31 protein-coding genes and 5 pseudogenes are annotated in these 23,291 nt (G+C 68.3%); 7 read left to right on the forward strand and 29 right to left on the reverse strand.

From position 1 onward, the window contains the following. Positions 1 to 21: 21 nt before the first annotated feature. From G7085_RS01835 to G7085_RS23340, 12 genes and pseudogenes are all read right to left on the reverse strand, one after another. Positions 22 to 1,262, reverse strand: a pseudogene (locus G7085_RS01835) (glutamate-5-semialdehyde dehydrogenase). Positions 1,263 to 1,321: 59 nt separating this feature from the next. Further along, on the reverse strand, positions 1,322 to 1,918 hold the full coding sequence (locus tag G7085_RS01840; protein ID WP_197509780.1) for a PQ-loop domain-containing transporter: 597 nt from the start codon (positions 1,916 to 1,918) through the stop codon (positions 1,322 to 1,324). A gap of 10 nt (positions 1,919 to 1,928) precedes the next feature. After that, positions 1,929 to 2,966: a glutamate 5-kinase gene (gene proB, locus G7085_RS01845; RefSeq protein ID WP_331715903.1), complete on the reverse strand. Its 1,038-nt coding sequence runs from the start codon at positions 2,964 to 2,966 to the stop codon at positions 1,929 to 1,931. An 81-nt stretch (positions 2,967 to 3,047) separates the two neighbouring features. Beyond that, complete coding sequence (gene obgE, locus G7085_RS01850) at positions 3,048 to 4,544, reverse strand: GTPase ObgE (RefSeq protein ID WP_197509781.1); 1,497 nt, start codon at positions 4,542 to 4,544, stop codon at positions 3,048 to 3,050. Between the two features lie 31 nt (positions 4,545 to 4,575). Then, positions 4,576 to 4,752, reverse strand: coding sequence for a hypothetical protein (locus G7085_RS01855; RefSeq protein ID WP_197509782.1), 177 nt, complete (start codon positions 4,750 to 4,752; stop codon positions 4,576 to 4,578). Continuing rightward, on the reverse strand, positions 4,749 to 5,321 hold the full coding sequence (locus G7085_RS01860) for a hypothetical protein (RefSeq protein ID WP_197509783.1): 573 nt from the start codon (positions 5,319 to 5,321) through the stop codon (positions 4,749 to 4,751). Before G7085_RS01860 ends, G7085_RS01855 begins: the two co-directional genes overlap by 4 nt. Continuing rightward, on the reverse strand, positions 5,318 to 5,992 hold the full coding sequence (locus G7085_RS01865) for a hypothetical protein (RefSeq protein ID WP_231979132.1): 675 nt from the start codon (positions 5,990 to 5,992) through the stop codon (positions 5,318 to 5,320). The genes G7085_RS01860 and G7085_RS01865 overlap by 4 nt, the downstream gene beginning before the upstream one ends. A gap of 15 nt (positions 5,993 to 6,007) precedes the next feature. Beyond that, positions 6,008 to 6,508, reverse strand: coding sequence for a SigE family RNA polymerase sigma factor (locus G7085_RS01870; RefSeq protein ID WP_197509785.1), 501 nt, complete (start codon positions 6,506 to 6,508; stop codon positions 6,008 to 6,010). Between the two features lie 122 nt (positions 6,509 to 6,630). Beyond that, positions 6,631 to 6,885, reverse strand: coding sequence for a 50S ribosomal protein L27 (gene rpmA, locus G7085_RS01875; RefSeq protein WP_197509786.1), 255 nt, complete (start codon positions 6,883 to 6,885; stop codon positions 6,631 to 6,633). A gap of 10 nt (positions 6,886 to 6,895) precedes the next feature. Further along, the gene (gene rplU / locus G7085_RS01880; RefSeq protein ID WP_197509787.1) at positions 6,896 to 7,204 is read right to left on the reverse strand and encodes a 50S ribosomal protein L21; all 309 of its coding nucleotides are present in this window, start codon (positions 7,202 to 7,204) and stop codon (positions 6,896 to 6,898) included. 132 nt (positions 7,205 to 7,336) lie between these two features. Beyond that, positions 7,337 to 8,924: pseudogene (locus G7085_RS01885) on the reverse strand (ribonuclease J). A 179-nt stretch (positions 8,925 to 9,103) separates the two neighbouring features. After that, positions 9,104 to 9,316: a hypothetical protein gene (locus G7085_RS23340; RefSeq protein ID WP_231979133.1), complete on the reverse strand. Its 213-nt coding sequence runs from the start codon at positions 9,314 to 9,316 to the stop codon at positions 9,104 to 9,106. Positions 9,317 to 9,382: 66 nt separating this feature from the next. On the opposite strand from G7085_RS23340, the gene G7085_RS23345 reads away from it, so the two are divergent. From G7085_RS23345 to G7085_RS31810, 3 genes are all read left to right on the forward strand, one after another. Next, positions 9,383 to 9,571, forward strand: coding sequence for a hypothetical protein (locus G7085_RS23345; RefSeq protein ID WP_331715415.1), 189 nt, complete (start codon positions 9,383 to 9,385; stop codon positions 9,569 to 9,571). 516 nt (positions 9,572 to 10,087) lie between these two features. Then, a complete protein-coding gene (locus tag G7085_RS01895) occupies positions 10,088 to 10,297 on the forward strand; it encodes a hypothetical protein (RefSeq protein WP_197509788.1) in 210 nt (69 codons plus the stop codon). A 55-nt stretch (positions 10,298 to 10,352) separates the two neighbouring features. After that, on the forward strand, positions 10,353 to 11,537 hold the full coding sequence (locus G7085_RS31810) for an HNH endonuclease signature motif containing protein (RefSeq protein ID WP_331715416.1): 1,185 nt from the start codon (positions 10,353 to 10,355) through the stop codon (positions 11,535 to 11,537). Here the strand turns inward: G7085_RS31810 and G7085_RS33825 are convergent. The 5 genes and pseudogenes from G7085_RS33825 to G7085_RS23360 form a co-directional block, all read right to left on the reverse strand. Next, positions 11,491 to 12,481: pseudogene (locus tag G7085_RS33825) on the reverse strand (aldehyde dehydrogenase family protein). The gene G7085_RS31810 and the pseudogene G7085_RS33825 sit on opposite strands and share 47 nt — an antisense overlap. Further along, the gene (locus G7085_RS31830; protein WP_331715418.1) at positions 12,427 to 12,678 is read right to left on the reverse strand and encodes an aldehyde dehydrogenase family protein; all 252 of its coding nucleotides are present in this window, start codon (positions 12,676 to 12,678) and stop codon (positions 12,427 to 12,429) included. The pseudogene G7085_RS33825 and the gene G7085_RS31830 overlap by 55 nt, the downstream one beginning before the upstream one ends. Positions 12,679 to 12,846: 168 nt before the next feature. After that, positions 12,847 to 13,194 (reverse strand): zinc-binding dehydrogenase, encoded by a 348-nt coding sequence (locus tag G7085_RS23350; RefSeq protein ID WP_331715419.1) that lies wholly within the window; start codon positions 13,192 to 13,194, stop codon positions 12,847 to 12,849. Beyond that, entirely contained in the window at positions 13,191 to 13,370 is a 180-nt protein-coding gene (locus G7085_RS23355) for a hypothetical protein (protein ID WP_231979135.1), read from the reverse strand. The genes G7085_RS23350 and G7085_RS23355 overlap by 4 nt, the downstream gene beginning before the upstream one ends. Positions 13,371 to 13,420: 50 nt before the next feature. Next, positions 13,421 to 13,969 (reverse strand): alcohol dehydrogenase catalytic domain-containing protein, encoded by a 549-nt coding sequence (locus G7085_RS23360; protein WP_231979136.1) that lies wholly within the window; start codon positions 13,967 to 13,969, stop codon positions 13,421 to 13,423. A 163-nt stretch (positions 13,970 to 14,132) separates the two neighbouring features. Between G7085_RS23360 and G7085_RS01915 the strand changes: the two genes are divergently transcribed. Next, positions 14,133 to 14,348 carry a hypothetical protein gene (locus G7085_RS01915; protein WP_197509789.1) on the forward strand — a complete coding sequence of 72 codons (216 nt, stop codon included), beginning with the start codon at positions 14,133 to 14,135 and terminating at the stop codon, positions 14,346 to 14,348. 15 nt (positions 14,349 to 14,363) lie between these two features. Here the strand turns inward: G7085_RS01915 and G7085_RS01920 are convergent, their stop codons facing one another. Next, complete coding sequence (locus G7085_RS01920) at positions 14,364 to 14,618, reverse strand: MBL fold metallo-hydrolase (protein ID WP_197509790.1); 255 nt, start codon at positions 14,616 to 14,618, stop codon at positions 14,364 to 14,366. A 19-nt stretch (positions 14,619 to 14,637) separates the two neighbouring features. Further along, entirely contained in the window at positions 14,638 to 14,961 is a 324-nt protein-coding gene (locus G7085_RS01925) for an MBL fold metallo-hydrolase (RefSeq protein WP_197509791.1), read from the reverse strand. A 486-nt stretch (positions 14,962 to 15,447) separates the two neighbouring features. Here G7085_RS01925 and G7085_RS01930 point away from each other — a divergent pair, with 486 nt between their 5' ends. From G7085_RS01930 to G7085_RS01940, 3 genes are all read left to right on the forward strand, one after another. Then, a complete protein-coding gene (locus G7085_RS01930; RefSeq protein ID WP_197509792.1) occupies positions 15,448 to 16,077 on the forward strand; it encodes a GAF domain-containing protein in 630 nt (209 codons plus the stop codon). 190 nt (positions 16,078 to 16,267) lie between these two features. After that, complete coding sequence (locus G7085_RS01935) at positions 16,268 to 16,693, forward strand: hypothetical protein (RefSeq protein WP_197509793.1); 426 nt, start codon at positions 16,268 to 16,270, stop codon at positions 16,691 to 16,693. Between the two features lie 164 nt (positions 16,694 to 16,857). Beyond that, positions 16,858 to 17,118 carry a helix-turn-helix domain-containing protein gene (locus G7085_RS01940; protein WP_197509794.1) on the forward strand — a complete coding sequence of 87 codons (261 nt, stop codon included), beginning with the start codon at positions 16,858 to 16,860 and terminating at the stop codon, positions 17,116 to 17,118. 125 nt (positions 17,119 to 17,243) lie between these two features. On the opposite strand, the gene G7085_RS23365 is transcribed toward G7085_RS01940, so the two are convergent. From G7085_RS23365 to G7085_RS33845, 10 genes and pseudogenes are all read right to left on the reverse strand, one after another. After that, complete coding sequence (locus G7085_RS23365) at positions 17,244 to 17,543, reverse strand: hypothetical protein (RefSeq protein WP_231979138.1); 300 nt, start codon at positions 17,541 to 17,543, stop codon at positions 17,244 to 17,246. 80 nt (positions 17,544 to 17,623) lie between these two features. After that, a pseudogene (locus G7085_RS33830) lies at positions 17,624 to 17,773 on the reverse strand (alpha-L-fucosidase); the annotation flags it as partial. 283 nt (positions 17,774 to 18,056) lie between these two features. Next, positions 18,057 to 18,413 (reverse strand): annotated as a pseudogene (locus G7085_RS33835) (alpha-L-fucosidase); the annotation flags it as partial. Then, positions 18,394 to 18,531, reverse strand: a complete 138-nt coding sequence (locus tag G7085_RS33840) for an alpha-L-fucosidase (protein WP_408647165.1) — start codon at positions 18,529 to 18,531, stop codon at positions 18,394 to 18,396. The gene G7085_RS33840 and the pseudogene G7085_RS33835, both read right to left, overlap by 20 nt. Before the next feature lie 200 nt (positions 18,532 to 18,731). Then, positions 18,732 to 19,319 (reverse strand): carbohydrate ABC transporter permease, encoded by a 588-nt coding sequence (locus G7085_RS01950; protein ID WP_197509796.1) that lies wholly within the window; start codon positions 19,317 to 19,319, stop codon positions 18,732 to 18,734. Positions 19,320 to 19,445: 126 nt separating this feature from the next. Further along, complete coding sequence (locus G7085_RS01955; RefSeq protein ID WP_231979139.1) at positions 19,446 to 20,213, reverse strand: carbohydrate ABC transporter permease; 768 nt, start codon at positions 20,211 to 20,213, stop codon at positions 19,446 to 19,448. A 241-nt stretch (positions 20,214 to 20,454) separates the two neighbouring features. Next, on the reverse strand, positions 20,455 to 21,447 hold the full coding sequence (locus G7085_RS01960; RefSeq protein ID WP_197509797.1) for an ABC transporter substrate-binding protein: 993 nt from the start codon (positions 21,445 to 21,447) through the stop codon (positions 20,455 to 20,457). Positions 21,448 to 22,099: 652 nt separating this feature from the next. Then, positions 22,100 to 22,714 (reverse strand): LacI family DNA-binding transcriptional regulator, encoded by a 615-nt coding sequence (locus G7085_RS01965; protein WP_197509798.1) that lies wholly within the window; start codon positions 22,712 to 22,714, stop codon positions 22,100 to 22,102. Continuing rightward, positions 22,708 to 22,932: a type 1 periplasmic-binding domain-containing protein gene (locus G7085_RS01970; protein WP_197509799.1), complete on the reverse strand. Its 225-nt coding sequence runs from the start codon at positions 22,930 to 22,932 to the stop codon at positions 22,708 to 22,710. The genes G7085_RS01965 and G7085_RS01970 overlap by 7 nt, the downstream gene beginning before the upstream one ends. Then, entirely contained in the window at positions 22,914 to 23,123 is a 210-nt protein-coding gene (locus G7085_RS33845; RefSeq protein ID WP_408647022.1) for a LacI family DNA-binding transcriptional regulator, read from the reverse strand. The genes G7085_RS01970 and G7085_RS33845 overlap by 19 nt, the downstream gene beginning before the upstream one ends. Positions 23,124 to 23,291 lie beyond the last annotated feature (168 nt).

A 23,291-nucleotide genomic window follows, 5' to 3' on the forward strand; every position in this document is an offset into this window, starting at 1 on the left:
GCGCCGGTAAGGGCCGTTGCCTCAGGCGCGGACCTGGCCCTCTCCCTCGACGACATACTTGGTGCTCGTCATCTCGGGAAGCCCCATCGGCCCACGGGCGTGCAGCTTCTGCGTCGAGATGCCGATCTCGGCGCCGAATCCGAACTCCCCGCCGTCGACGAACCGGCTGGACGTGTTGACCAGCACAGCGGCGGCGTCGACGCCGGCGACGAAGCGGTCGGCGGTGCCGCGGTTGCCGGTGATGATGGTCTCCGAGTGCCCCGTGGTGTGGCTGCGGATGTGCTCGACGGCCTCCTCGAAGGAGTCGACGACGCGCGCGGCCAGGTCGAGCGACAGATACTCCTCGTCATACTCGGTGGCGGTCGCGGGGACGACCAGGTCGGAGTAGCCGCAGGTGGCCTCGTCGCCGTGGATGGTGACACCGGCCCCCGTGAGCGCCGCGATGGCACGGGCAGGAACCCGTCGGCCACCGCGCGGTGGACGAGCAGGGTCTCGGCGGCGTTGCAGACCGACGGGCGCTGCACCTTCGCGTTGAGCAGGATGCCGAGCGCCCGGTCGAGGTCGGCGTCGGCGTCGACGTAGATGTGGCAGTTGCCGGTGCCGGTCTCGATCACCGGCACGGTGGAGCCTTCGACGACCGCCCTGATGAGGCCCGCGCCTCCGCGCGGGATCAGCACGTCGACGAGCCCCCGTGCCCGCATCATGTCGCCGGTGACCTCGCGGCCGCCCTCGACGAGGTGCACCGCGTCGGGCGTCACGCCTGCAGCCTCGAGGCCGCGCCGCATGGCCGCAATGGTGACGCGGTTGGTGTTGAGCGCCGACGACGAGCCGCGCAACAGCGCGGCGTTGCCCGACTTCAGGCAGATGCCCGCCGCATCCGCGGTGACGTTGGGTCGGGCCTCGTAGATGATGCCGACCACACCGAACGGGACCCGGATCTGCGTGACGCGCACGCCGTTGCCGACGCGCCAGCCGCGCACCACGTCGCCGACCGGGTCGGGAAGGGCCGCCAGATCGCGCAGGCCCTGCACCATCCCGGCGATGCGCTCCGGGGTGAGGACGAGGCGGTCGACGATCGACTCCTCGGTGCCCGCGGCGCGCGCCGCTGCCACGTCGACGGCGTTTGCCTCGAGAAGCTGCGGCTCTGCCGCGGCGAGGGCGTCGGCCATCGCCGCGAGGGAGGCGTCCTTCGCGTCCCTGGTGAGGGTCGCGAGTTCGATGGATGCGGTGCGGGCGGCGAGGGCCTGGTCGGCGAAGTCCATGGCCGCGAGTCTATCCGGGACGGTGCGGGGCCCCTGCGCCGTCCGTGCCGTGGCCCGCCTCAGACGGCGAGCGCGACCTTGGCCCGGCGCTGCCTCACCAGGCAGGTGACGAGGTTGATGGAGCCGATGGCGAGCATTGCCGCGGCGCAGATGATCAGGGCCCAGTCGTTGAAGGCGATGCCGTAGACGAACCAGAGGCCCTGCCCCAGCAGGAAGATCGCGAGGAACGGCGCCGAGACACCGGCCGGATCGGCCGTGACCAGCAGGGAGCGCAGCTGTGCGATCTGGCCGACCAGTTGCGGGATGACCACGAGCAGGCCGAACGCGACGGGCCCGAGCCACGCGTCGATCCCGACCAGGATCAGCCCCAGGACAACGGTGACCACGGTCACCCACAGGTATCCCTCCTTCCGGTCGCGCAGCACGAAGACGAGGATCACCAGCGACAGCGTCGCGCCGATGATGTTGGGGTACTGCATCTGCAGCGAGCCGACGAGGAATCCGTGCACGGCCCAGGCCGCGGTGGTGGCGAGGTTGATCTGCCACAGCCGCATCGAGATGCCCGCGCTGGTTCCCGAACGCAGTACCCGCCACATCTGTGGGATGGACGCGGAGATGCCGATGGCTGCGGCGATCCACCCGAAAATGTCAGTCACACACCGGAGCCTACGGACAAGCCGGGCGCACGCCGAATCGTGGGGTTCCGGTCAGGAGAGCACCATGTGGTCGCGGTGGATGACGGGACGCAGGGAGCGGTGCCCGGCCTCGGCGCTCGAGTGGCCGAGCTCGCCTGCCAGTTCGGCGCTGGAGTAGCCGACGAAGCCGCGGCCGACGGGCTGGCCGTCGGGGCCGACGATCTCGACGGGCTCCCCTCGGCGAAGGCACCGCGTGCCTCGGTGATGCCCGCGGCCAGGAGGGACGCCTTCCTGCCGAGCAGCGCCGTCCTCGCCCCTCGTCGATGTGCAGCCAGCCGCGCGGCTCCGCGGCGAACTCCAGCCACAGCAGCCGACGCGGGCGACGCTTCCTGCGGGCCGGGAAGAACGTGCCGACGGCGTCACCGCCGAGGGCGCGCCCGAGGTCGTCGGCGTGCCCGAGCACGACGGAGACACCGGCCTGGGTCGCGATGTCCGCCGCGATGAGTTTGGTGCGCATGCCGCCGGTGCCGACCTTCGAACCGACGCGGGAGGTGTCGACTTCGAGCGCGCCGATGTCGTCGACACGGTCGATCCGGTGGGCCCCCGGAGTGTCCGGGTGCGCCGTGTACAGACCGTCGACGTCGCTCATCAGGAGCAGCGCGTCCGCCCGGACGAGGTGCGCGATCAGGGCCGCCAGCCGGTCGTTGTCCCCGAAGCGGATCTCGTGGGTGGCGACCGTGTCGTTCTCGTTGACGATCGGGATGACGCCGAGGCGGAACAGCCGCGAGATGGTGTTGAGCGCGTTGCGGTAGGTCTTCGGACGCAGCACGTCCTCGACGGTGAGCAGCAGTTGGGCCACCAGGACGCCATGTTCTGCGAACGCATCGGAGTAGGCGCGGACGAGGAGACCCTGCCCGACGGCGGCCGCCGCCTGCTGGGTCTCCAGGTCGCGGGGCCTCCTCCGCAGCCCGAGCGGGGCGATGGCGGCCGCGATGGCGCCGGAGGTGACGAGCACGACGCGCACGCCGCGCTCATGGATGCCTGCGAGCAGCTCGGCGAGCTGCGTGATGCGGGCGGGTCGAGACGGCCCTTTGCGTCGGTGAGCGAGGACGACCCGACCTTGACGACGACGCGCCTGGCGCCTTCGATCTCAGGCCTCATCGTCCTCCGGCTCCTTCTCGTACCCGCTGGCCGCGTAGTCGACGGCCTTTGCCGCGTGGTACTCGGCGTCCATCTTCCTCCGGCGCGACACGGCCGGGCGCTCCGTCTCGAGGCGGACGTCCTCGCCGCGACGGCTCAGGATCTCTGCGCCGATCTCGATCTGCGGGGCGAAGTCGAAGACGACCGCGTCCTCGCCGCCGATGGCCACGGCGTCGCCGGGGCGTGCGCCGATCTCGAGGAGCCTGGTCTCCACCCCGAGCCGGTTGAGCCGGTCGGCGAGGTAGCCGACCGCCTCGGCGTTGGTGAAGTCGGTCTGCCTGATCCACCGCTCGGGCTTCTCGCCGCGGACCCGCCATACGAAGCCGCCCTCACCGTCGCCCTTCTTGACGATGGTGAACTCTTCGACGGACGTCCCCTTGCGGGATGCGACGGGAGCCGGGCGGAGCACCTTGCGGGGCTCGGCCGGCGGCAGCGCGGCTCGGCGCGCGGCGACGATGTCCGCCATGGCGAACTTGAGGGCGCCGAGGCCCTCTCCCGTCTTGGTGGAGATGACGAAGATGGGGTAGCCGAACTTCTCCAGTTCGGGCTTGGCGATCTCGGCGAGTTCGTGGGCGTCGGGCAGGTCGACCTTGTTCAGGGCGATCAGCCGGACGCGGTCCTCGAGACCGCCGTGCGCGGTGAGCTCCGCCTCGATCACCTCCAGGTCCTCGACCGGGTCGCGACCCGGCTCGTAGGTGCCCAGGTCGATCACGTGGATGATGGCCTGGCAGCGCTCGATGTGACGCAGGAAGTCGAAGCCGAGGCCGCGGCCCTCGGAGGCTCCCTCGATGAGGCCCGGCACGTCGGCGACCGTGTAGGTGACGTCGCCCGCCACCACGACGCCCAGGTTGGGCACCAGGGTGGTGAAGGGGTAGTCGGCGATCTTCGGTCTGGCCCGGGAGACGGCCGCCACCAGGGACGACTTGCCCGCCGAGGGGAAGCCCACGAGGCCGACATCGGCGACTACCTTGAGCTCCAGCTGGATCAGGCGGGCCTCGCCCTCCTCGCCGAGGAGCGCGAAGCCGGGTGCCTTGCGCGACGCCGTCGCCAGCGCCGCGTTGCCGAGGCCGCCGCGTCCGCCCTTCGCGACGATCAGCTCGTCGCCGGGGTCGGTGAGGTCGGCCATCAGCTGGCCGGTCTCGGCGTCGGTGACGACCGTGCCCGCAGGGACGGGCAGCACGATCGACTCGCCGCGGGCGCCGTGCTGGAAGTCGCCCTTGCCGGGCTGGCCGTTGGTGGCCTTGCGCATCGACTGGCGGTGGTACTCGACGAGCGTCGAGAGCGAGTCATCGACGCGCAGGGTGATGGATCCACCCTCGCCGCCGTTGCCGCCGTCGGGGCCGCCGAGCGGCTTGAACTTCTCGCGGTGGATGGAGGCGCAGCCGTGCCCGCCGTTGCCGGCCTGGACGGTCAGCTTGACGCGGTCTACGAAGGAAGGAATAGCCATAGCGAGCGTCAGTCTACCGGCCACGCCGGAATCACTCCGGCACGAAGCTCAGGCCGTACTCCTCCAGCGCAATCCTGATGTGGTCGGGCAGGGGCCGGCTGGCTCCGCTTCCCTCCTGGACCAGTCGCCCCGGCAGGGTGCCATCCCAGTAGAGCCGGGTGACCGCCCCGTCGGAATCTGTGAGGACGACGAAGTTCGCACTGTTCATCTGTCCCACTCCTCCCCCGCACCCTCTGCGAACAGCCGGCCGATCTCGCCGGCCAGCGCCGGGTCGAGCTCCGGGCCCTTCGCGGGCAGCGCATCGGGGGGCGCGCAGACGATGCCGCTGACGGCCTTGGCCGGGTCGCCCGTCATGGTGGCGGGGTCGTAGCCGCCGCACACGTCCGGCGGCTGATAGAACGGGGTGACCCGCACCTGGGCGAGCACGCCACTCCACTGCGCGGCGACGTCGTCACCGGCCCGCCAGACCTGTACGCCGTCGGGCTGGTTGACGAACGCCTCACCGTCGTTGCCGAGCACATAGGTGACGGGGTCTCCGAAGCCGTTGACGAGCACGACGTAGGCGGGGCGCAGGCTGGAGGGCTCACCCAACGGGTCCGGGGTGTACGGCTCGAGCGTGGCGGTGGCCAGGTCGCGTACCACCGCGTCGGGCAGCGGCACCGTCACGGTCGGTGCGTCGAGATCGGCAGCGTCGGCCGCGACACCGCACACGACGCCGCGGGTCAGTCCACCGCGGCGGTCGTCGAGGAAGCTCCCGAACCCGTAGGAGTAGTTCATGGCCGCGTCGAGGCTGCGGTTGGCGCAGAGGTCGAGCGCACCGACCGGTGCCGGCGCCGTGGCGCGGGCCTCCTCCCAGAACCCTCGAGGTGGGTGAGGAACCGGGCTCCCCCGCCGATCCGTCCCGCCACGAACTCGCAGTTGACCGTCTCCCCGTCCAGCACCACGGGCCCGTCGGCGTACTCGAGGATGACCGCGTAGGTCAGCCCACCGACGTCGTGGCAGGCGACGGATCCATCGGGGTCCACCTCCGGCATGGCGTTGAAGGCGGCCACGATGCGGTCGACCCCGCTGGTCAGTGGCTCGCGCGGGCCCAGCTGACCGGCGAACGGGTAGGGGTCCTGCGGCCCGCACAGCCAGGCCCGGGTGGCGCCGTCGGGCAGGTCGCCGGAGGGCTCCGCCGCCGTCAGGCGACCCTCCCGCAGGTCGGCGCAGGCCTGGGCCTCGACTCCCGTGTATCCCTCGTCGATCCGCACCGGACCCGACTCGGACGGCGCAGGTGAGGCCACCTGGACCGGGCCCCGAGGAGGGACGCGCTCAACCACACCGCCCGGCCACGACCACCACCCCCAGGGCGCCCGCCACGCCGATCCTGCGGGAGCGCCCCTTCTCCGCACCTCGGGCCCCCAGCCCCCGTCACCGGCGGGGCGGCACCAGTGCGCGCAGATCATCGTGCAGGGACTCGTTCATGGCATGCTCCTCAATTCGGCGACCGCGTCGACGCCACGCAGGGCGGCGAGTCCACGGCGGGTGTGGGAGGCGACCGTGCTGTCCGGCATCCCCAGCAGGCGGGCGGTGTCCACCGCGGTGCGGTCCTCGAAGTAGCGCAACACCAACACGGCCCTCTGTGCCCTCGGCAGGGCCAGCAGCGCACGGCCGAGCTCGGGCGTCAGGTTCACGGCGTCGGTGTGGGCGGCACCATCGTCGCGCACCTCACCGGGCACCTCGGAACGCCAGCTGCGCTTCCTCCACCACGAGATGAAGGTGCGGTAGATCGCCTTGCGCACATAGGCCTCGAAGGCACGGTCCGCATCGAACCGGGGATACTTGGGATAGCACTTCAGCAGCGCACTCTGGACGAGATCCTCCGCGTGGTGGGGGTCCCCGGTCAGCAGCCACGCCGCGGCCCACAGCTCCCCGCCGCGGGCCTCGACAAACCGGTCGAACCGGCTGGCCGCATCCTCCATCGTCGCCTCCATACCTCAACAAACGCGGTGGGTGACATGAACCATTGCACACATGGAAATGGCTGAGGCCCGCACCCGTTCGGGTGCGGGCCTCAGCCGCTCTGCAAAAAAGTTGTTCAGCCTCAGGCGGCGGGAACGATGTTGACGACGCGGCGACCGCGCTTCACACCGAACTCGACGTGTCCCTCGACCAGGGCGAACAGCGTGTCGTCGCCGCCACGACCGACGCCGACGCCGGGGTGGAAGTGGGTGCCACGCTGGCGGACGAGGATCTCGCCCGCGCCGACCAGCTGGCCGCCGTAGCGCTTGACGCCCAGACGCTGAGCGTTTGAATCACGACCGTTGCGCGTCGAGGACGCGCCCTTCTTGTGTGCCATGTCTAACTCCTCAGGCCTTGATGTCGGTGACCTTGACCTGGGTGTACCGCTGGCGGTGCCCCTGGCGCTTCTTGTAACCGGTCTTGTTCTTGTACTTCAGGATCCGGATCTTCGGACCCTTGGTCTGGCCCAGGATCTCGGCGGTGACGGACACCTTGCCGAGGCCCTTGGCATCAGAGGTGATCGTGTCGCCGTCGACCAGCAGCAGCGGCTGCAGGGTGACGGTACCGCCGACCTCTTCGGACACCAGATCGATGTCCAGGACGTCGCCGACAGCAACCTTGTGCTGCCGACCACCGTTGCGCACGATCGCGTACACGACTGACCTACCTTCGTTGTTTCAACTCAAAAAAGCTCAGGGCTACCCGTCCCGATACCCGATTGCACGGGGGCAAAGCACCGATGGACTACTTTACGTGCCAGCGGTAAACCGGTCAAACCGGGGCACCGCTCAGGTGGTGACGACCACCGGCACGATCATGGGCGACGACGCAGCGACTTGGCGATCCACTGGCCGAAGGCCCTGCGCGTCACCTGCTGGAGTCGGTACGGATCGTTGACGCCGTCGCGCATCGCATCCAGGAGCGCGTCCGCAACCCGCTTCTTCGCCTCGTTGAAGACGCTGTCGTCCTCGGCGAGGCCACGGGCCTGGACCTCGGGCCCGGAGACGATCCGCCGGTTGTGGATGTCGACCACGGAGATGACGGAGACGAAGCCCTCCTCGCCGAGGATCCTGCGGTCCATGATCGAGTCGGAGATGTCACCGACGAACGAGCCGTCGACGAAGATGTAGCTCGCGTCGACCGAGCCGACCTTGCGCGCCACCCCGCCCTTCAGGTCGATCACATCGCCGTCACCGGCCACGATGACGCGGTCCTTCGGCACACCCGTCTTCTCGGCGAGCCTGCCGTTTGCGATGAGGTGACGGACCTCGCCGTGGACGGGCATCGCGTTCTTCGGCTTGATGATGTTGTAGCAGTAGAGCAACTCCCCGCCGAGGCGTGACCCGAGACATGCACGAGGGCATTGCCCTTGTGCACGACAGTGGCGCCCAGCTTTGCGAGCCCGTTGACGACGCGGTAGACGGAGTTCTCGTTGCCGGGGATGAGCGAGCTGGCCAGCAGCACGGTGTCGCCCGGGCCGACCTCCACCACGGGGTGCTCCTTGTTGGCGATGCGGCTCAGCGCGGCCATCGGCTCTCCCTGCGAGCCGGTCGAGACGATGACCACCTCGTTGTCGGCGTACCTGTCGATCTCCTTGAGCTCGATGAGCGTGCCGGCCGGCACCTTGAGGTAGCCGAGATCGCGCGCCGTCGCCATGTTGCGCACCATGGAGCGGCCGACGTAGACGACCTTCCTGTTGTGCTTGACGGCCATGTTCAGCACCTGCTGGACGCGGTGCACGTGCGAGGCGAAGCAGGCGACGATCAGCTTGCCTCCGGCCGCGTCGAAGACGCGGGCGATGGCCGGCTCGACGTCGACCTCGGGGGTGGTGAAGCCGGGCACCTCGGCGTTGGTGGAGTCGGCCATGAACAGGTCGACGCCCTCCTCACCGAGGCGGGCGAAGCCGCGCAGGTCGGTGATGCGGCCGTCGAGCGGCAGCTGGTCCATCTTGAAGTCGCCCGTGTGCAGGACTGTTCCCGCATCGGTGCGGATCGCGACGGCGAGCGCATCCGGGATGGAGTGGTTGACCGCGAGGAACTCGAACTCGTAGTTGCCGACCTCGAGGATCTCGCCCTCCTCGACGGCGTCGAGCTTGAAGTCACGGATGCGGTGCTCGCGCAGCTTCGCGGCCAGGAAGGCAAGCGTCAGCTTGGAGCCGAAGACGGGGATGTCGCTGCGGCGCTTGAGAAGGTACGGCACTGCGCCGATGTGGTCCTCGTGCCCGTGGGTGAGGACCAGCGCGACGATGTCGTCCATGCGGCCGTCGAGGTAGTCGAGCGCGGGGAGGATCAGGTCGACACCGGGGTGGTTGTCCTCCGGGAACAGGACGCCGCAGTCGACGAGCGCGATCTGCCCGTCGATCTCGAATGCGGTCATGTTGCGCCCGACGTCACCCAGTCCGCCGAGCGGTACGACGCGCAGAGTTCCGGGGGCGAGCTTGGGGGCATGTTGGCGTCGGTCATGGACCCTAGGCTAATGGATACGATGGGCGCCATGTCCGTCACAGACACCGTGCGCCTGGCCCTGCCCTCCGAAGCCGTCGACCTCGCCCGCATTCAGCGGCGCGTGTGGTCGGAGTCGGCCGACCTGGCCGACGCCGTGCAGGCGACCGGGGCCGACGAGGCCTCCCGCGCCTGGCATGACGCGATCGTGCGTCCACCGCTGGCGCACTTCCGGGTGCTGGTCGCGATCGGGGAGGTCGGCGTCGTCGGGTTCGCCGTCACCGGCCCGAGCGGGGATCCGGACGCCGGGGAGCTGACCGGCGCCATCGGTGAGTTCATCATCGACCCCGGGCGAGGCGGCACGGGCACGGCTCGCGCCTGCTCAACGCCGCCGTGGACACGCTGCGCACCGACGGCTACGAGATGGCGACCATGTGGGTGCCCACCACCAACGACGCGATGCGCGGATTCCTCACCGGCAGTGGCTGGGGCCCCGACGGGGCGCACCAGGAGGTCGGGATCGACGAGGAGGGCACACACCTGAAGCTGGTGCGGCTGCACAGCGACATCAGCCACCGCTGACCCCCGCCGCTCGCCGCATCGGAGGAGCCGCCGGGAGGAGATTCAGGTCCGGCCGGCCGCAATCGGTGGCCTCCGTTCCCACACGCCCGGCCCTGGCCACGGACGCTCCTGCGCGCCACCCGCCGCAGGCGACCGGCCTCGAGGGACGGCCGGCATCGACGCCGGAACCGCCGTGGCGCGCCCGAGAGCATCCGATCGACCCTGGCAAATAATCGAATTGCCGGATCCAGGGCTGAATCACACATGTGACGGCGATTGCTCTCGATCCACGCGTGCGCGTCTGAATGTACAACGGGTTGGCATGGGGTGATGCTGCATCGAACAACACCGGAAAATGTGAAGAAATATGGTCTCGGGGTCTTGAATAGCGTTTGATTAGGGCTATGCTTGGGGGATGGAGGACGTGGTGGTCGTCGAGCGGGTGGGGGTCTTTCGGCCCACGCCGCGGACATCGCCGCGTGGGCCGACCACCTCCCCGACCGGGAATGCGCCGAGGCTGCCGACTCGATCGCGCAGATGATGGACCAACTCGCCGGGCTGCGCCTCTCCCTTCTGCATCGCGCCAGCCTGAGTGCCCCGCCCGCCGTGTTCAACGCGGTCACCCATGTCCATGAGACGAACAAGGTCACCCGCCGCGAGGCCCTGGCCCAGTGCAGACTCTCCGGGGAACTCGCGGACCGGTTCCCGTTGATCGGGCTCGCGTTGCGCGACGGGTCATGTCGTTGACGCAGGTGCAGGCCGTGGTGAGGGTGCTGCGACACTCACTGCTGGGGTCGATGATGTGGTCCGGGCGCAGGAGTTGTTGATCGCGCATGCGGACAAGTTCGACCCCGTCGACCTGGCCGAGATGGCCCGCCGGGTCGCCGAACTGCTGGATCCGGAGGCCGCGGAGGAGCGGGAGGCCGAACGCCTCGACCGCGAGGATCGGATCGCCTCGCAGGAACGGTTCCTGAGCGTGGAGCCCGATCATCACGGATCGATGCGGATCGCAGGGAAAGTCACCCCCGTGGTCGGGGCGACCCTGCTGACCCAGCTGGATGCGTTGATGCCCTCTGCCGCCTCCTACAAGGGTGGCCCGGTGCCGTCGAAAGCGGCGCGCCGGGCAGATGCGTTGGAACGGTTGCTGGGGGTCGCTGCCGCCACCGGCGACCTGCCCGATGATGGCGGCGACCGGCCGCGGGTGATCGTCACCATGTCGTATGACACGTTGGTCGATGGGATCGGGCACGCGACCCTGACCGCGACCGGTGAACAGGTCACCCGGCCAATGTGCGGGCCCTGGCCTGTGATGCGGGATCCTGCCTGCGGTGTTGGGGTCGGTGTCGCAGCCCTTGGATGTGGGCGGGAGAACCGGACAATCCCGAAGCCGATGCGGATGGCGTTGAACCTGCGCGACAAGGGATGTGTGTTCCGTGGCTGTGACGTCGGCTACGCCGCCTGCGATGCGCATCACACGGTTCCCTGGTGGGCAGGCGGTGCCACCAAGCTGACCAACCTTGCCCTGTTGTGTTCCTTCCATCACCGGGTGGCCGAACCCGATCCGAACAAGTCACCGGAGTATCAGTGGCTGCTGGTCATCGATCCCGAGGACGGGCTCCCGGTCCTGTATCCACCGGTCACGATCGACCCACAACGCCGACCACTTCGCCACAAACGACACGAAGTACCCGGCAAGGTCCTGCCCCCACTCCACTGCGAAAGGGTGGAACCGAAGGTGCGGGAACTCTCCGCCGTGTGGCGCCTCGAGAGACCCCGCGACCCGAACCCGACGCTCAAGGGACGAGTCTGCCCCGACCAGGAAACGGGAACCGAACCCCTGGCACCCCGAGGAGGCGCTCACAGGGTGATGCCCAGGTACTTGATCTCCAGGTACTCGTCGAGGCCCTCGTGGGAGCCCTCGCGGCCGAGGCCCGACTGCTTCACTCCCCGAACGGTGCCGCCGGGTTCGACACCACGCCGGTGTTGACCGCGACCATGCCGCTCTCGAGAAGCTCCGCCGCCTTCAACACGCGGGAGATGTCCCGGGAGTACACGTAGGCCATCAGGCCGAACTCGGTCTCGTTGGACAACGCGATGGCGTCGTCGTCGGAGTCGACCGTCACGATGGGAGCGACCGGCCCGAAGATCTCCTCCCGCAGGAGGCGGGCGTCACGCGGCACGTCGGCGAGCACCGTCGGCTGGAAGAAGTGGCCGGGCCCGTTGACGGGGCACCGCCGGTGAGCACGCGGGCGCCCTTCGCGACCGCGTCGTCGACCAGTTCCTGTACCTTCGCGACGGCGTCGGCGTCGATCAGCGGCCCGAGGGTGACCCGGCCTCCATCCCGTCACCGACGACCAGCCCCTCGGCGGCCTCGACCAGCTTGGCCGTGAAGCCCTCGACGACGTCCCGGTGGACGTAGAAGCGGTTCGCGGCGGTGCAGGCCTCGCCGTTGTTGCGGAACTTCGCGGGCATCGCGCCAGCCACGGCCTGGTCGACGTCGGCGTCGGCCAACACGGCGAACGGGGCGTTACCGCCCAGTTCCATGGACGTGCGCAGGACCCCGTTCGCTGCCTGCGCGAGGAGCCCTCGGCCGACCTCTGTCGATCCGGTGAACGTGAGCTTCCGGAGCCTCGGATCGGTCAGGATCGGCTCGGAGACCTGGGAGGAGCGCGAAGAGACGACGCAGTTGACCACCCCGTCAGGCACGCCCGCATCCTTCAGCGTCTGCATCAGGTAGAGCATGGTCAGCGGGGTGGCGCTGGCCGGCTTGATCACGACGGTGCAGCCGGCCGCCAGCGCCGGGCCGATCTTCCGGGTGCCCATCGCGAGAGGGAAGTTCCAGGGGGTGATCGCGTACACCGGGCCGACCGGTTGCTTCATGGTGAGCAGGCGGTTGCCGCCGACCGGCGCCGTGGTCCAGCGACCCTCGATGCGGCACGCCTCCTCCGAGAACCAGCGGAAGAACTCGGCCCGTAGCCGACCTCGCCCCGGGCCTCTGCGAGCGGCTTGCCCATCTCGAGCGTCATCAGGGTGGCGTAGTCGTCGCCGCGCTCGACGATGAGCTCGAAGGCGCGTCGGAGGATCTCGCCCCGGACGCGAGGTTCGGTCGCGGCCCACTGTCCGCCCACGTCGCAGGCGGCATTGAGCGCCGCCCTCGCGTGCTCGGGCCACCGTCGCTGACCTCGGCGAGCACCTCTCCGGTCGCCGGGTTGTAGACGGGCAACGTCGCATCGGTGACGACGAAGCTCCCCCGATGAACTGCCCGGTGGGCACCTTCGCCAGTACCTCGTCGACCGTCATGCGTCCTCCTCGTCGAACATGATCACCTGGCGGATCGCCAGACCCTGGGCGAGCTGGTCCATCGCCTCGTTGATCTGGTCGAGCCGGATCCGCGACGAGATCAGCCGCTCCACCGGGAGCTTACCTTCGCGCCAGAGGTCGGCGTACCTGGGGATGTCCCTGGCGGGGACCGCGGAGCCGAGGTACGACCCGATGATGGTGCGCGCCTCCGCCGTGATCGTCAGCGGCGAGATCCCGGCCAGGGCCGTCGGCGCAGGCAGTCCGATGGTGACGGTGCGTCCCCCGACGGCGGTGGCCTTGAACGCCGTCTCGAATGCGCGCGGGTGCCCGGCGCACTCGATCACGTGGTCGGCCCTGATCCCTCGTCGGCCACCTGCTGGGGCGTGTACGCGGCCGCCGCGCCCCATTCCAGGGCAAGCTCGAGCTTCGATTCCAGCGCGTCCACGGCGATCACCTCGAGGTCGAGACTGAGCGCCGTGAGCAGCGCGGCCATGCCCACGCCGCCGAGGCCGACGATCATGACGGACTCCCCGCCTTGGGGCGGCGGCATTGAGTACCGCGCCCCTCCGGTCAGCACGGCACACCCGAGCACCGCCGCGATGTCGGGGGGCACGTCGTTGCCGACCGGCACCGCGGAGGCCCGGTTGACGACCACCCGGGTCGCGAAGCCGGAGACGCCGAGGTGGTGCCTGATCTCCTCCCGGCCGTCCGGTCCGTCCCTGTGGAGCAGGACCCGGCCCCCATCAGGGTGCCTGCGTTGTTGGCGGCCGAGCCCGGCGTGCAGGGCAGGCGACCGTCCTGTCTGCAGTTGTCGCACTCCTCGCACCGGGGAAGGAAGCACATGGCGACCCGGTCGCCGACGGAGACATCGTCGACCCCCTCGCCGAGCTCCTCCACGATGCCGGCCGACTCGTGACCCAGCAGCATGGGCACAGGCCGGACCCGGTTGCCGTCGACGACCGAGAGGTCGGAGTGGCAGATGCCTGCCGCCTCGATCCGCACCAGGATCTCGCCCGGGCCGGGGCCTGCGAGCTCCAGCTCCTGTACCCGGATCGGCACGGAGGCGGCGTAGGGGCGTTCCCGCCCGATCTCCTCCAGCACAGCCCCGCGGATCAGCATGGTTCCTCCTTACCGAAGGCGCTGCGGGCGACGTCGGCGACCAGAGCGTCGCCTGCCCGGAGCGGCCTACCGGCGAAGGCACCCTCGTGGGCGAGGACCGGTCGCCTGTCCCCGCCAGTTCCGGGTACTTCTCCTCGAGCCGCTCACGCCTCGTCATCGCCGTATGCCAACCCTCAACGTCGACGGGTCGCCGCCACCGGTGCCGCGCCAGGTGGTGGGCATGTCGTCGCGGCTCGGACCCGCGCTGGCCGAGTTGCCCATGTTCAGTCGGCTCGGCACCCGTGAGGTGGTCGCGCCGCATTCACAGGGAGGATTGTCGTCGAACATCGACGCCAGGTGTGCCTCGAAGCGGTGGCCCGCACCGCAGGCCAGGTCGTAGATCACCATGGCGGGCTCAGCTGTAGAAGCCGTTGGGCGCGAGGGTGAGGGACTTCCGCTGCTCCGGGTCGTGCCCGAAGATCATCTCGGCCCCGGTGCGCTCCTGGATGCCGCGCAGCTTGTTGACCGACTCCAGCCACTGGACCGAGTCCCACACGATGCCGGCGCCGATGGCCGGCGGGCCCCAGCTCGCGCCGAGGTAGACGGCGTCTGAGGTGAAGATCTTGGTGCCCGCGTCGGGAGGTCGACCTGGAGGCTCATGGTGCCCCACGTGTGTCCGGGCGTGGAGATCACGGAAACCCCGGGACGATCTCCGTGTCGCCGTGCACGGCCTCGAGCGGGAGGCCCGCGAAGTCGGAGACGATGTGCGCGCCCGCACTGTATCCGTCGATGGTCTTCACGCCCTCGATCTCGTCGGCCTGGGCCAGGATGCGGGTCTTGCCGTTGTCGAACATCCTGGCGTTGGCCGCGTGATCGAAGTGGAGGTGGCTGAGCACGAGGACGTCGATGTCATCGGTGGTGAGTTCGAGGTCGGCGAGCGCCGAGTCGAGGTAGCCGGGCCCGGCCGGGTCCTCCTGCACCGGGAAGAAGTTCTGGAAGCCGGTGGGCCCCACCTCGTCTCCCAGTCGCGTGGGACGCCGGTGTCCCACAGGATGCGCCCCTCGGGGGTCTCGATGAGGACGGCGTGCGTGGGACATTCGGCCCAGACGGCCGGCTTGTCCTTGTGGTGGCGGTCGGTGATCGTGTTGCCTGCCTGGAGCAGCAACCACGTGTGGTCGCACTCCATGACGCCGGTGGAGAGGATGTGGAGCTTCATGGGATCGGCCATGATCGGACACCTTTCGACTCTGGAAGGATTGCCGTCACTCTAGGAAGCACACCTCCCCGGCTCAATGTCCCGATCGCACACCATCGGGGCGCCACATGTGAGAATCGGCCATGCCCACCATCTCGCTGGTTGACCTGTTGAGGTTGGTGGAGGGCGGCGCTGACGCCTCCACCATCGTTGCCGCCGCCGGCCCGACCTGCCATCGGAGGCCGTCTCAGCCCTGAAGCGGCTCGCAGAGCGCTGCAGCTCGGAGTCCAGGTCGCGGCTGCTCGTGGCCACCCTGTCCGAGACGGCGGCCGACCTCGCAGGCATCGCCGATCCCGATTCCGTGCTGTCCGCGATCGTGCAGCGCACGCGCGCCGTGACGGGCGCCGACATGGCCTACGTGTCGCTGAACGACCACGCCACCGGGGAGACCTACATCTGCCAGTCGGACGGGGTCCGCACCCGGGAGTACGCCACCATCCGGATGCCGCTCGGCACCGGGGTGCTCGGCAAGGCCGCCACCGGCATGGCGGTGGTGTCCACCTCCGACTACACGGACGACCCGACGATCGTGCACCTCGACAGCATCGACGCCATCGTCCGGTTGGAGGGGGTCCGCTCCATCCTGGGGGTCCCCATGAACGTGCAGGGCCGGATCCAGGGTGCGCTGTTGATCGCCGACCGCCGCCGCGTCGAGTACCCGGCCGAGACGCGCGAGATCGTCGAGGCCATCGCCCGGCAGGCGGCCGTCGCGATCGACCACAGCGCGCGGCTCGCCCACGTGACCGCGGCGCTGGAGGACCTGGGCGCGCGGGAGGACGCGGGACGCGAGAGGGTCCACGCGATGCAGTCGCTGCTGGAGTTCGATCGCCGTCTCGTGGAGTCGGTCGGCTCACGCGACCAGGGGGCATCCTGACCCTGCTCGGAAACGTCTATCACGCCCGTGCCGAGTTCCTCGGTCCGGACGAGCGTCCCGCCGACCCGCGGTTGAGGGCGGCGCTGCCACCGCCCTCTCCTCGGGGTTGCCGTTTCCCGTGGCGACGGGCGAGGGCCATGTGACGATCTGCGCGGCGCGGATGGTCGGGAGACATCTAGGCACGGTGGTGGTGCACCGGGCCATCCCCGTCGGCGAGCGGGAGGCGCTCGAGCATGCCGCACTGCACCTCGGGCTCGCCGCGTTGATAGAGCGGATCGAGGCCGACGCGGAGCAGCGCTCCCAGTTTGAGCTGCTCGACGACTGCATCTCGGGACGGGCGGTGCCCGGGGCTCCGCTGCGGGCCCGGATGGAGCGCCACGGCGTCGATCCGAGGCGCCCCCTCGTGGTGCTCGCGGTCCGGACCGCGTTACGGGTTCCCGATGCGCTCGCGTGCGTCAGGCGCGCGGTGCAGGCCCCGCGCTCGTCGCCGAGCACGGTGACCACGTGTGCGCGCTCGTGCAGACCGACCGCCCATGCGCAGCCCAGGTGCAGGCGGCCCTCGAGGTCGATGATCCCTCCGCGCGGGTCGGCTCTTCGCGGGTGCAGGGTCCGCTGACCGACATCCCCGCGCCCACCGCAGCGCCGGGATCGCACTGTCCACGCTGCTGCTGCTCGGGGCAGGGTGCTGGACGGTGACACCGTCGGAGCGCTCGGTGCCCTGCTCGAGGCGGAGGCCGAGGGGTCGCTCCCACGGGGGTCCGTGCCCCTGCCGCGCCGCTTGTGAGCTACGACGCCGCGCACGGGACCGATCTGGTGCGCACGGCGTGGGCGGTGCTGGAGTTCGGCCCGCAGTTGCCGCCCGTGGCGGCCGCCCTGTTCATCCACCCGAACACCCTGCGGCAACGCATCGGCCGGATCTCCACCCTGCTCGGTGAGGGGTGGGGCGTCGGCGCGGGCCGGCTCGATCTCCACATGGCTCTTCGCGCCCTCATGCTGCAGCGCGGCCCGGACTTCCCGAATGACACCGGGCCGCCGCGCTGACGCTCCGCCGTGTCCCACGCGCAGTTCAGGCGCATCTCGCAGAGGTAAGACCTGCACCGTCCGGAGCTCGTCGGGTTTGCCGGCGAGCCTCGGACGGCGTGAGAGCGTCCCGACCCCAGCCGCGCTCAGGCCAGCCGGAGCACCGCAGGCCCTGGACGATGGGCGTCCATGCTTAGGACCCCGTCGGTCAGATGCCCCCATTCCGGCGTCAGCAACTCACTGACAGGCACGGTGACGGGTTCATCACTGTCGACGAATAGGAGCGTCTGGTCGGCCGCGGACGCGACCCGCACCCAGGCACCCGGAACCTCGACGATGCGATCGGTCGGCCCGATGTCATTGAGAAGCTGACCCGCCGGTTGCATCCATCGCGCAATCTCGGCGACGATCTCCGACTGCCACTCGGGAAGCCGTCCGTCGGCCATCGGGCCGACGCCGAACAGTAGACGCCCCCACGGGAGGCAACATCGATGAGGTGGCGGACCGCCCTGCGACCGGTCAATGCATGCTCCCTGCCTTCCGCCCGGTTGTAGGCGAAGGAGAGCCCCACACCGCGGCAGTTTTCCCATGTAGCGGCGTCCTCGGAGCTCAACAGGTGCTGGTACTCGCTGGTCGTGTAGTCCGAGTGCGGCACGTGCCAGCGATCGTTGACCACGCCATCGGGGTTCGCAGCGTAGTACTCCTCGAAGACGCGCCCGATCCCGCTCTGCCTGAAATCCTTCCCTCATCGGGCCATTCGATGTCGTTCCAGAGCACGTCGGGCCGGTAGCGCAGCACGAGGTCGCGCAGGTGGTCCGCCGCGTACGCGGCATACTCGCGGTCCAGGGCCTGACGCCGTCGAAGCTCCAGGAATCGTCCAGACCGATAGGCGCGAAGGGCCGGACATGCCAGTCAAGGCCGCCGGAGTAATACGCACCGAACCGGACGCCGTGCTCTCGGCAGGCGTCTGCGTAGGCGCCGACGAGATCCCGCTTCGGGCCTCGGGCCACCGTGTTGCGGCCCTCACTTCCCGGAGCGTCCCAGAGGCAGACACCGTCATGATGCTTGGTCGTGAGGACGACGTATCTGCCACCCGCCGCGGCGAGCTCACCCACGAGCGCGGACGGATCGAAGCGCTCGGCGCGCCAGTCATCGATGAAGTCGTCGTAGGGCCTGTCGCCATACACCCGTCGGTGGTGCTCTTGCGCAGGGCTGCCCTCGATCCGGATGGTGTTGTAGTACCACTCCGAGTACGGGTTGTGCGTGTACCACTCCCGCGGAGGAATGGTGCCCAACTCACCCTTCGGCTCCCCCATGCGGGCACCGAATAGGGCCCCAGTGGATGAAGAACCCCAACCTCGCTCGCCTGAACCAGTCAGGCGTCGGACGCCGAAGCGCCTGCCAGCGGAGCTCATCTTGCTCGTCGTCGCCCATGGGCGCGCTGTTATCTACCACCGAATCCTCCAATGTTCATTCCTCGGGAAAGTTGACGCTGCATGAGAATCACGATCGCCATGCTCGCCAGCACTGCAACCGTGCAGGCCGCCATCAGCGGACCCCAATCGGTTCCCCGCTCCCGGAGAACATGCTGAGGCCGAGCTGCAGTGGCGCCTTGGCCGGGTCCGTGATGACGATCAGCGGCCAGAGGAAGGCATTCCAGTAGTCGATGAAGGCGAAGGCCGCCACGATCGCAATCGGCCCGCGCAGCAGGGGACGATCACGTGCCGGAGCAACTGGAACTGGCTCGCACCGTCGATTCGCGCCGCCTCCTCGTAATCCGGCGGCAGCGAGAGCAGGTACTGGCGCAGCAGGAACGTCCCGAAGGCACCGAATGCGAAGGGCAGGATGACCGCGGAGTAGGTGTTGACCATGGCGAGTTCGTTCGTCCCGATGAACAGGGGGATGACGAGCACCTCGACGGGCAGCATCAGGGTTGCGATGAAGACGGCGAAGAGCGCGTTCCTTCCCCTGAACTCGAGCCGCGCGAAGGCATACGCGCTGAGAACTGACACAGTCACGGCGATCAGAGCCCCGAGCCCCGCGATCCAGAACGTGTTGAAAAGGATCCGGCCGAACGGAAGCGTCGTGAAGACGTCGAGGTAGTTACCCCATCTCACCTCGCTACCCAGAGGGCTGGCACCTCCAAGGAGCACCTCGTTACTCGGCTTGAGCGAGGAAAGGAACATCCAGAGGAAGGGAACGAAGAAAAGGAACCCCAACAACACCAGGAGGGCTCTGCTGACAATCCCGGTCCACCTGATTCTCGGGGTTTCCGCCTTGACACGAAGATCAGGCATCGTAGCTCACCCACTTCCGCTGACCCACAAACTGCAGGGCCGTAAACAGCATCACAATGACAAAGAGAACCCACGCCATCGACGACGCAAACCCGAGCCTGTCGTAGGAGAAGCCGGCCCGGTAGAGGTAGAGCACGAGGGTGTTCGTTGAGTCCCCGGCCCGCCTCTGGTGAGCATGTACGGCTGGGTGAAGACCTTGAATCCACCGATGACGGTCATGACGCTGGCGAAGAACATCGACGGCGACAGCATGGGGAAGGTCACCTTCCAGAAGCGCGACCACGCGCTCGTGCCGTCGATCCGGGCGGCTTCGAGGACTGAAGGATTGATGTTGTTGAGCCCGGCTGCAAGCACAACGATGTTGTATCCGATGCCCTGCCAGAGCGACATCGCGATGAGCGACAGCATCGCCCAGTTGGCGTCACCAAGCCAGGATGGACCATCGATCCCGAGCGTGCCGAGCATGGAGTTCACCACTCCGTTGTCCTGCAGCATCAGACGCCAGATGAGCGCGTTGGCCACCATCGGCGTGACAACGGGGATGAAGAAGAGGACACGGAAGGTGGGCGCCCAGCGTGGCAGCGAGTGCAACCACACGGCGATCCCGGTGCAGATGACGAGGTTCGCAACGGTGTACCCGACCGCGAAGACGGCGGTGTTTCGCAGCACCGTATAGAACGCCGGGTCGGCGCCGCTCAGCAACTGGACATAGTTACTGAGCCCCACGAACTCCCGTTCGCCATACAGCGGCCAGTTGTACAAGCTGATCACCAGGGAGGCGATCAGGGGAATCACGATGAAGATCAGGAAGCCACCCATGCCGGGCGCCAGGTGGAGGAATGCCAGCAGCCCTTGGCGCATGCCGGGCCTGCGTGACCTGTTCCCACCGGAGCGCCGTGTTCCGGCTGCGACAGAGCCCACAGCCCGGCTGGTCGTGAGCGTCATCCCACGGCCTGATCGATCGCGCCGAGGATGTCGGCGGCAGACCGGGCGCCTCTCGCACCCTCGGACGAGTACTGACCGAACTGGGTCACCACCTGGTTCCAGGTCGGGGTGGTGATCAGGGGCAGCCCGAGGCGAGCAGCGTCTCGACGACGGCGACGTCTGCCTCAGGCTTCCCCTCTGCCCAACCCTTCAGTGCGGAATCGATCGACGGAACGGTTCCCCGGTGGCTGCCGACGTAGCCGACGACCTCGGGCGTGGTCATCTTCATGATGTTCTGGAAGGCAGCGGCCTTATCGGGGCAGGAGTCCGCGATCCCGAAGCCGGATCCCTGGATCATCCCGATGCTCTCGCCCGAGGTCGACGGAGGCACGGCGATGCCGACCTCGAAGTCCGAGCCCTCCTGGTAGGTCGAGTAGAACCAGGGACCGTCGATGACCATCCCGATACCACCGGCCATGAACGCCTGTCGGGCAACCTCGTCGGTGTCGCCCGGGTTGGGCGCTGCGGCCACCGCCTCGGAGTGCACCAGATCCATGCCCCACTGGATGTCGGACACGAAAGCCTCATCGGTGATGGCCAGCTCTGTGTCGGCAGTAGGGACGTTGCCTTCGGCGAAGGCGAGCGGAAGGTACGGGTATGAGATGTCCGCGCTCACCCCGAAGCCGTACGTGTCGCCATCGGTCAACTCCTGCGCGTCGGACAGGAACTGATCCCTGGTGTACGTGGTTCCCGGAGCCTCAAGGCCCTTCGCCTTGAAGAGGTCGGCGTTGTAGAACAACAGCATCGGTTCAGCGTCATACGGAATTGCCCGGACGGTACCGTCGACAGTGAGGCCCTGCATCATGGCCTCGTTGTACTGAGAGAGGTCCAGCCCGGCATCCGCGGCCAGTTCGTCCAGCGGCGTCAGGAGTTCCGACAGCTCCTGCGCCCGGGCGGCCTGGGTGGTCATGATGCAGGGCGCGTCAGAGGCCGCCATGCGCGTCTTGACAAGGGTCCAGTACTCCTGGAAAGACGGACCCTCCAGCTCGAGCGCGAAATCCTCCTCCCCGAACGCCCGAACGCCGGCGACGAACGTCTCCCACTGCTCCCGGTCGGACTGGTTGGACACCCAGGTGTACATCTGGTCGGCCCGGTCACCCCGGACTCAGTCGCGGAGCCGCCGCAGGCGCTCAACCCCACGGCAAGGCCAGCAGCCAGGACCGCGAGGGAAATTCGATGGATAGACATAGTGTTCTCCTTAATTAGGCATAGGCCTCGTTGGACATCCGCAACGGCGTTACGATGTGTCCTGCCTTCACTTCTAGTCAGCGTTGGCAGTCTGCTTGTGAACATCACGCGATGAATGCATGCCAAGCGTCACGAGATATGGATCGTGAGCATTGGGGGACGCCTTCTGGCGCCTTTCCGGAACCACGCTTGGAACCGGGCAATGTGGATTTGGGCGTGCACCCATCACTGGGTGCAGGCCGCGACAGACCAGGCAAGAGGTCAAGCACGCCTGGCCTTTATGTGAATTTGGGGTCGCGCAGCCACATGGAACATTGGCCAAGGTCCACGTGGATGCGGCTTCTCACAGGAGAGAAGTCACTACTTTGATACTCTGCGCATCACGTCGGGTGCCATCGGTGCGCAGAGCGCGCAGGCCACATCGACGGAGTCTCGAGTTGACGGCGGGAACCAAACCGACGTTGTTCCAACCCGCCCGGTACCGGGCTTCACCATGGACAGAACGCGCCGCAGTGAAGCCGGATCGCGATCTACTATGCCATTCGCTCCTCCCGCTCCTCGCCAGAGGGCGCCCGAAGCACCGTGGTCGGCGTGGATGTGTCGCGCACAATGAGCATAGGCTCGAGGAGAATGGTGCGCGGCGCTGCAGTCGGGTCAGCAATCCGTTCGCGCAGAAGATTGGCTGCACTCTTTCCGATCAGGTCGGTAGGTTGGCGGACGGTGGTGACGGACGGCGCAGCGATCGCCATCCAATCCTCATCGTCGTTGGCGACGAGAGCCACGTCACGGGCCCCTTGCTCCTGCAACGCAAAGTACGCGCCCATGCTGAGCGGACCGCTGGCACAGTAGACGGAGTCGAGGTCCGGTTGGGCGGCCAGCAGTGCCGACATGGCCTCATTGCCGTCGCGGATCGTCAGTTCCACCTCGCGGACGGCTTCACCCCGCAGGACGACGCCCCCATCAGCCAGCGCAGCGGCGAAGCCCTCCGCGCGGATCCTCACGGGCACGCCCGGCTCGCGGCCTGTTATGCAGACGGGACGGGAGCGGCCCAGGTCCAGGAGGTGTTCGCCGGCGAGTTGACCCGCCCTGTGATTGTCGAGCAGGACGGCATCCCAGGTGTCATCGAGGTATCGGTCCACGATCACCACAGGGATGCGTACGTTCTGAAGCAGCTCGGCCGCGATGGGGACCCCGCGATGATGAGCCCCGAGCAGTGCTGGCTGAGTGCGGACTCGATGAGTCGCATCCCCTGGTCGAGGTCATAGTTGGTCACGCCCAGGTAGACGCTCGTTCCAGTCTCGGCAGCCTCCGCCTCCACCGATGCGACCACCTGGGCGAAGAACGCATTCAGCTCGGGGATAAGCACTGACCACGTGTTCGCCGTCTGCTGACGCAACGCTTGCCCCACCCGATTCGGAACATAGCCCAGTCGCTCCGCGGTGGAGCGCACGCGTTCCGAGAGCTCCTGGCTGACGACCCCTTCTCACGGAGCACGCGCGAAACCGTGGCGATGGAGACTCGCGCCTCACGCGCCACATCGTGGACCGTCACACCCATCTCGCCCCTCCTCTCGCTTCTCGACGTCACGGCACCGGAACCAGTGAGCCCATCTCCGACCCGCAGGGCCGATCGATGTCGGGGATCTCAGCGCCGATGCTGCGATGTATACGTTTACACGCACTATGTAAACGTATACATCCGGGAATTGCAAGACCAAGAGCTAGG

The organism is Tessaracoccus coleopterorum (assembly GCF_011174705.1).
GTDB classification, from domain to species: Bacteria; Actinomycetota; Actinomycetes; order Propionibacteriales; family Propionibacteriaceae; genus Arachnia; species Arachnia coleopterorum.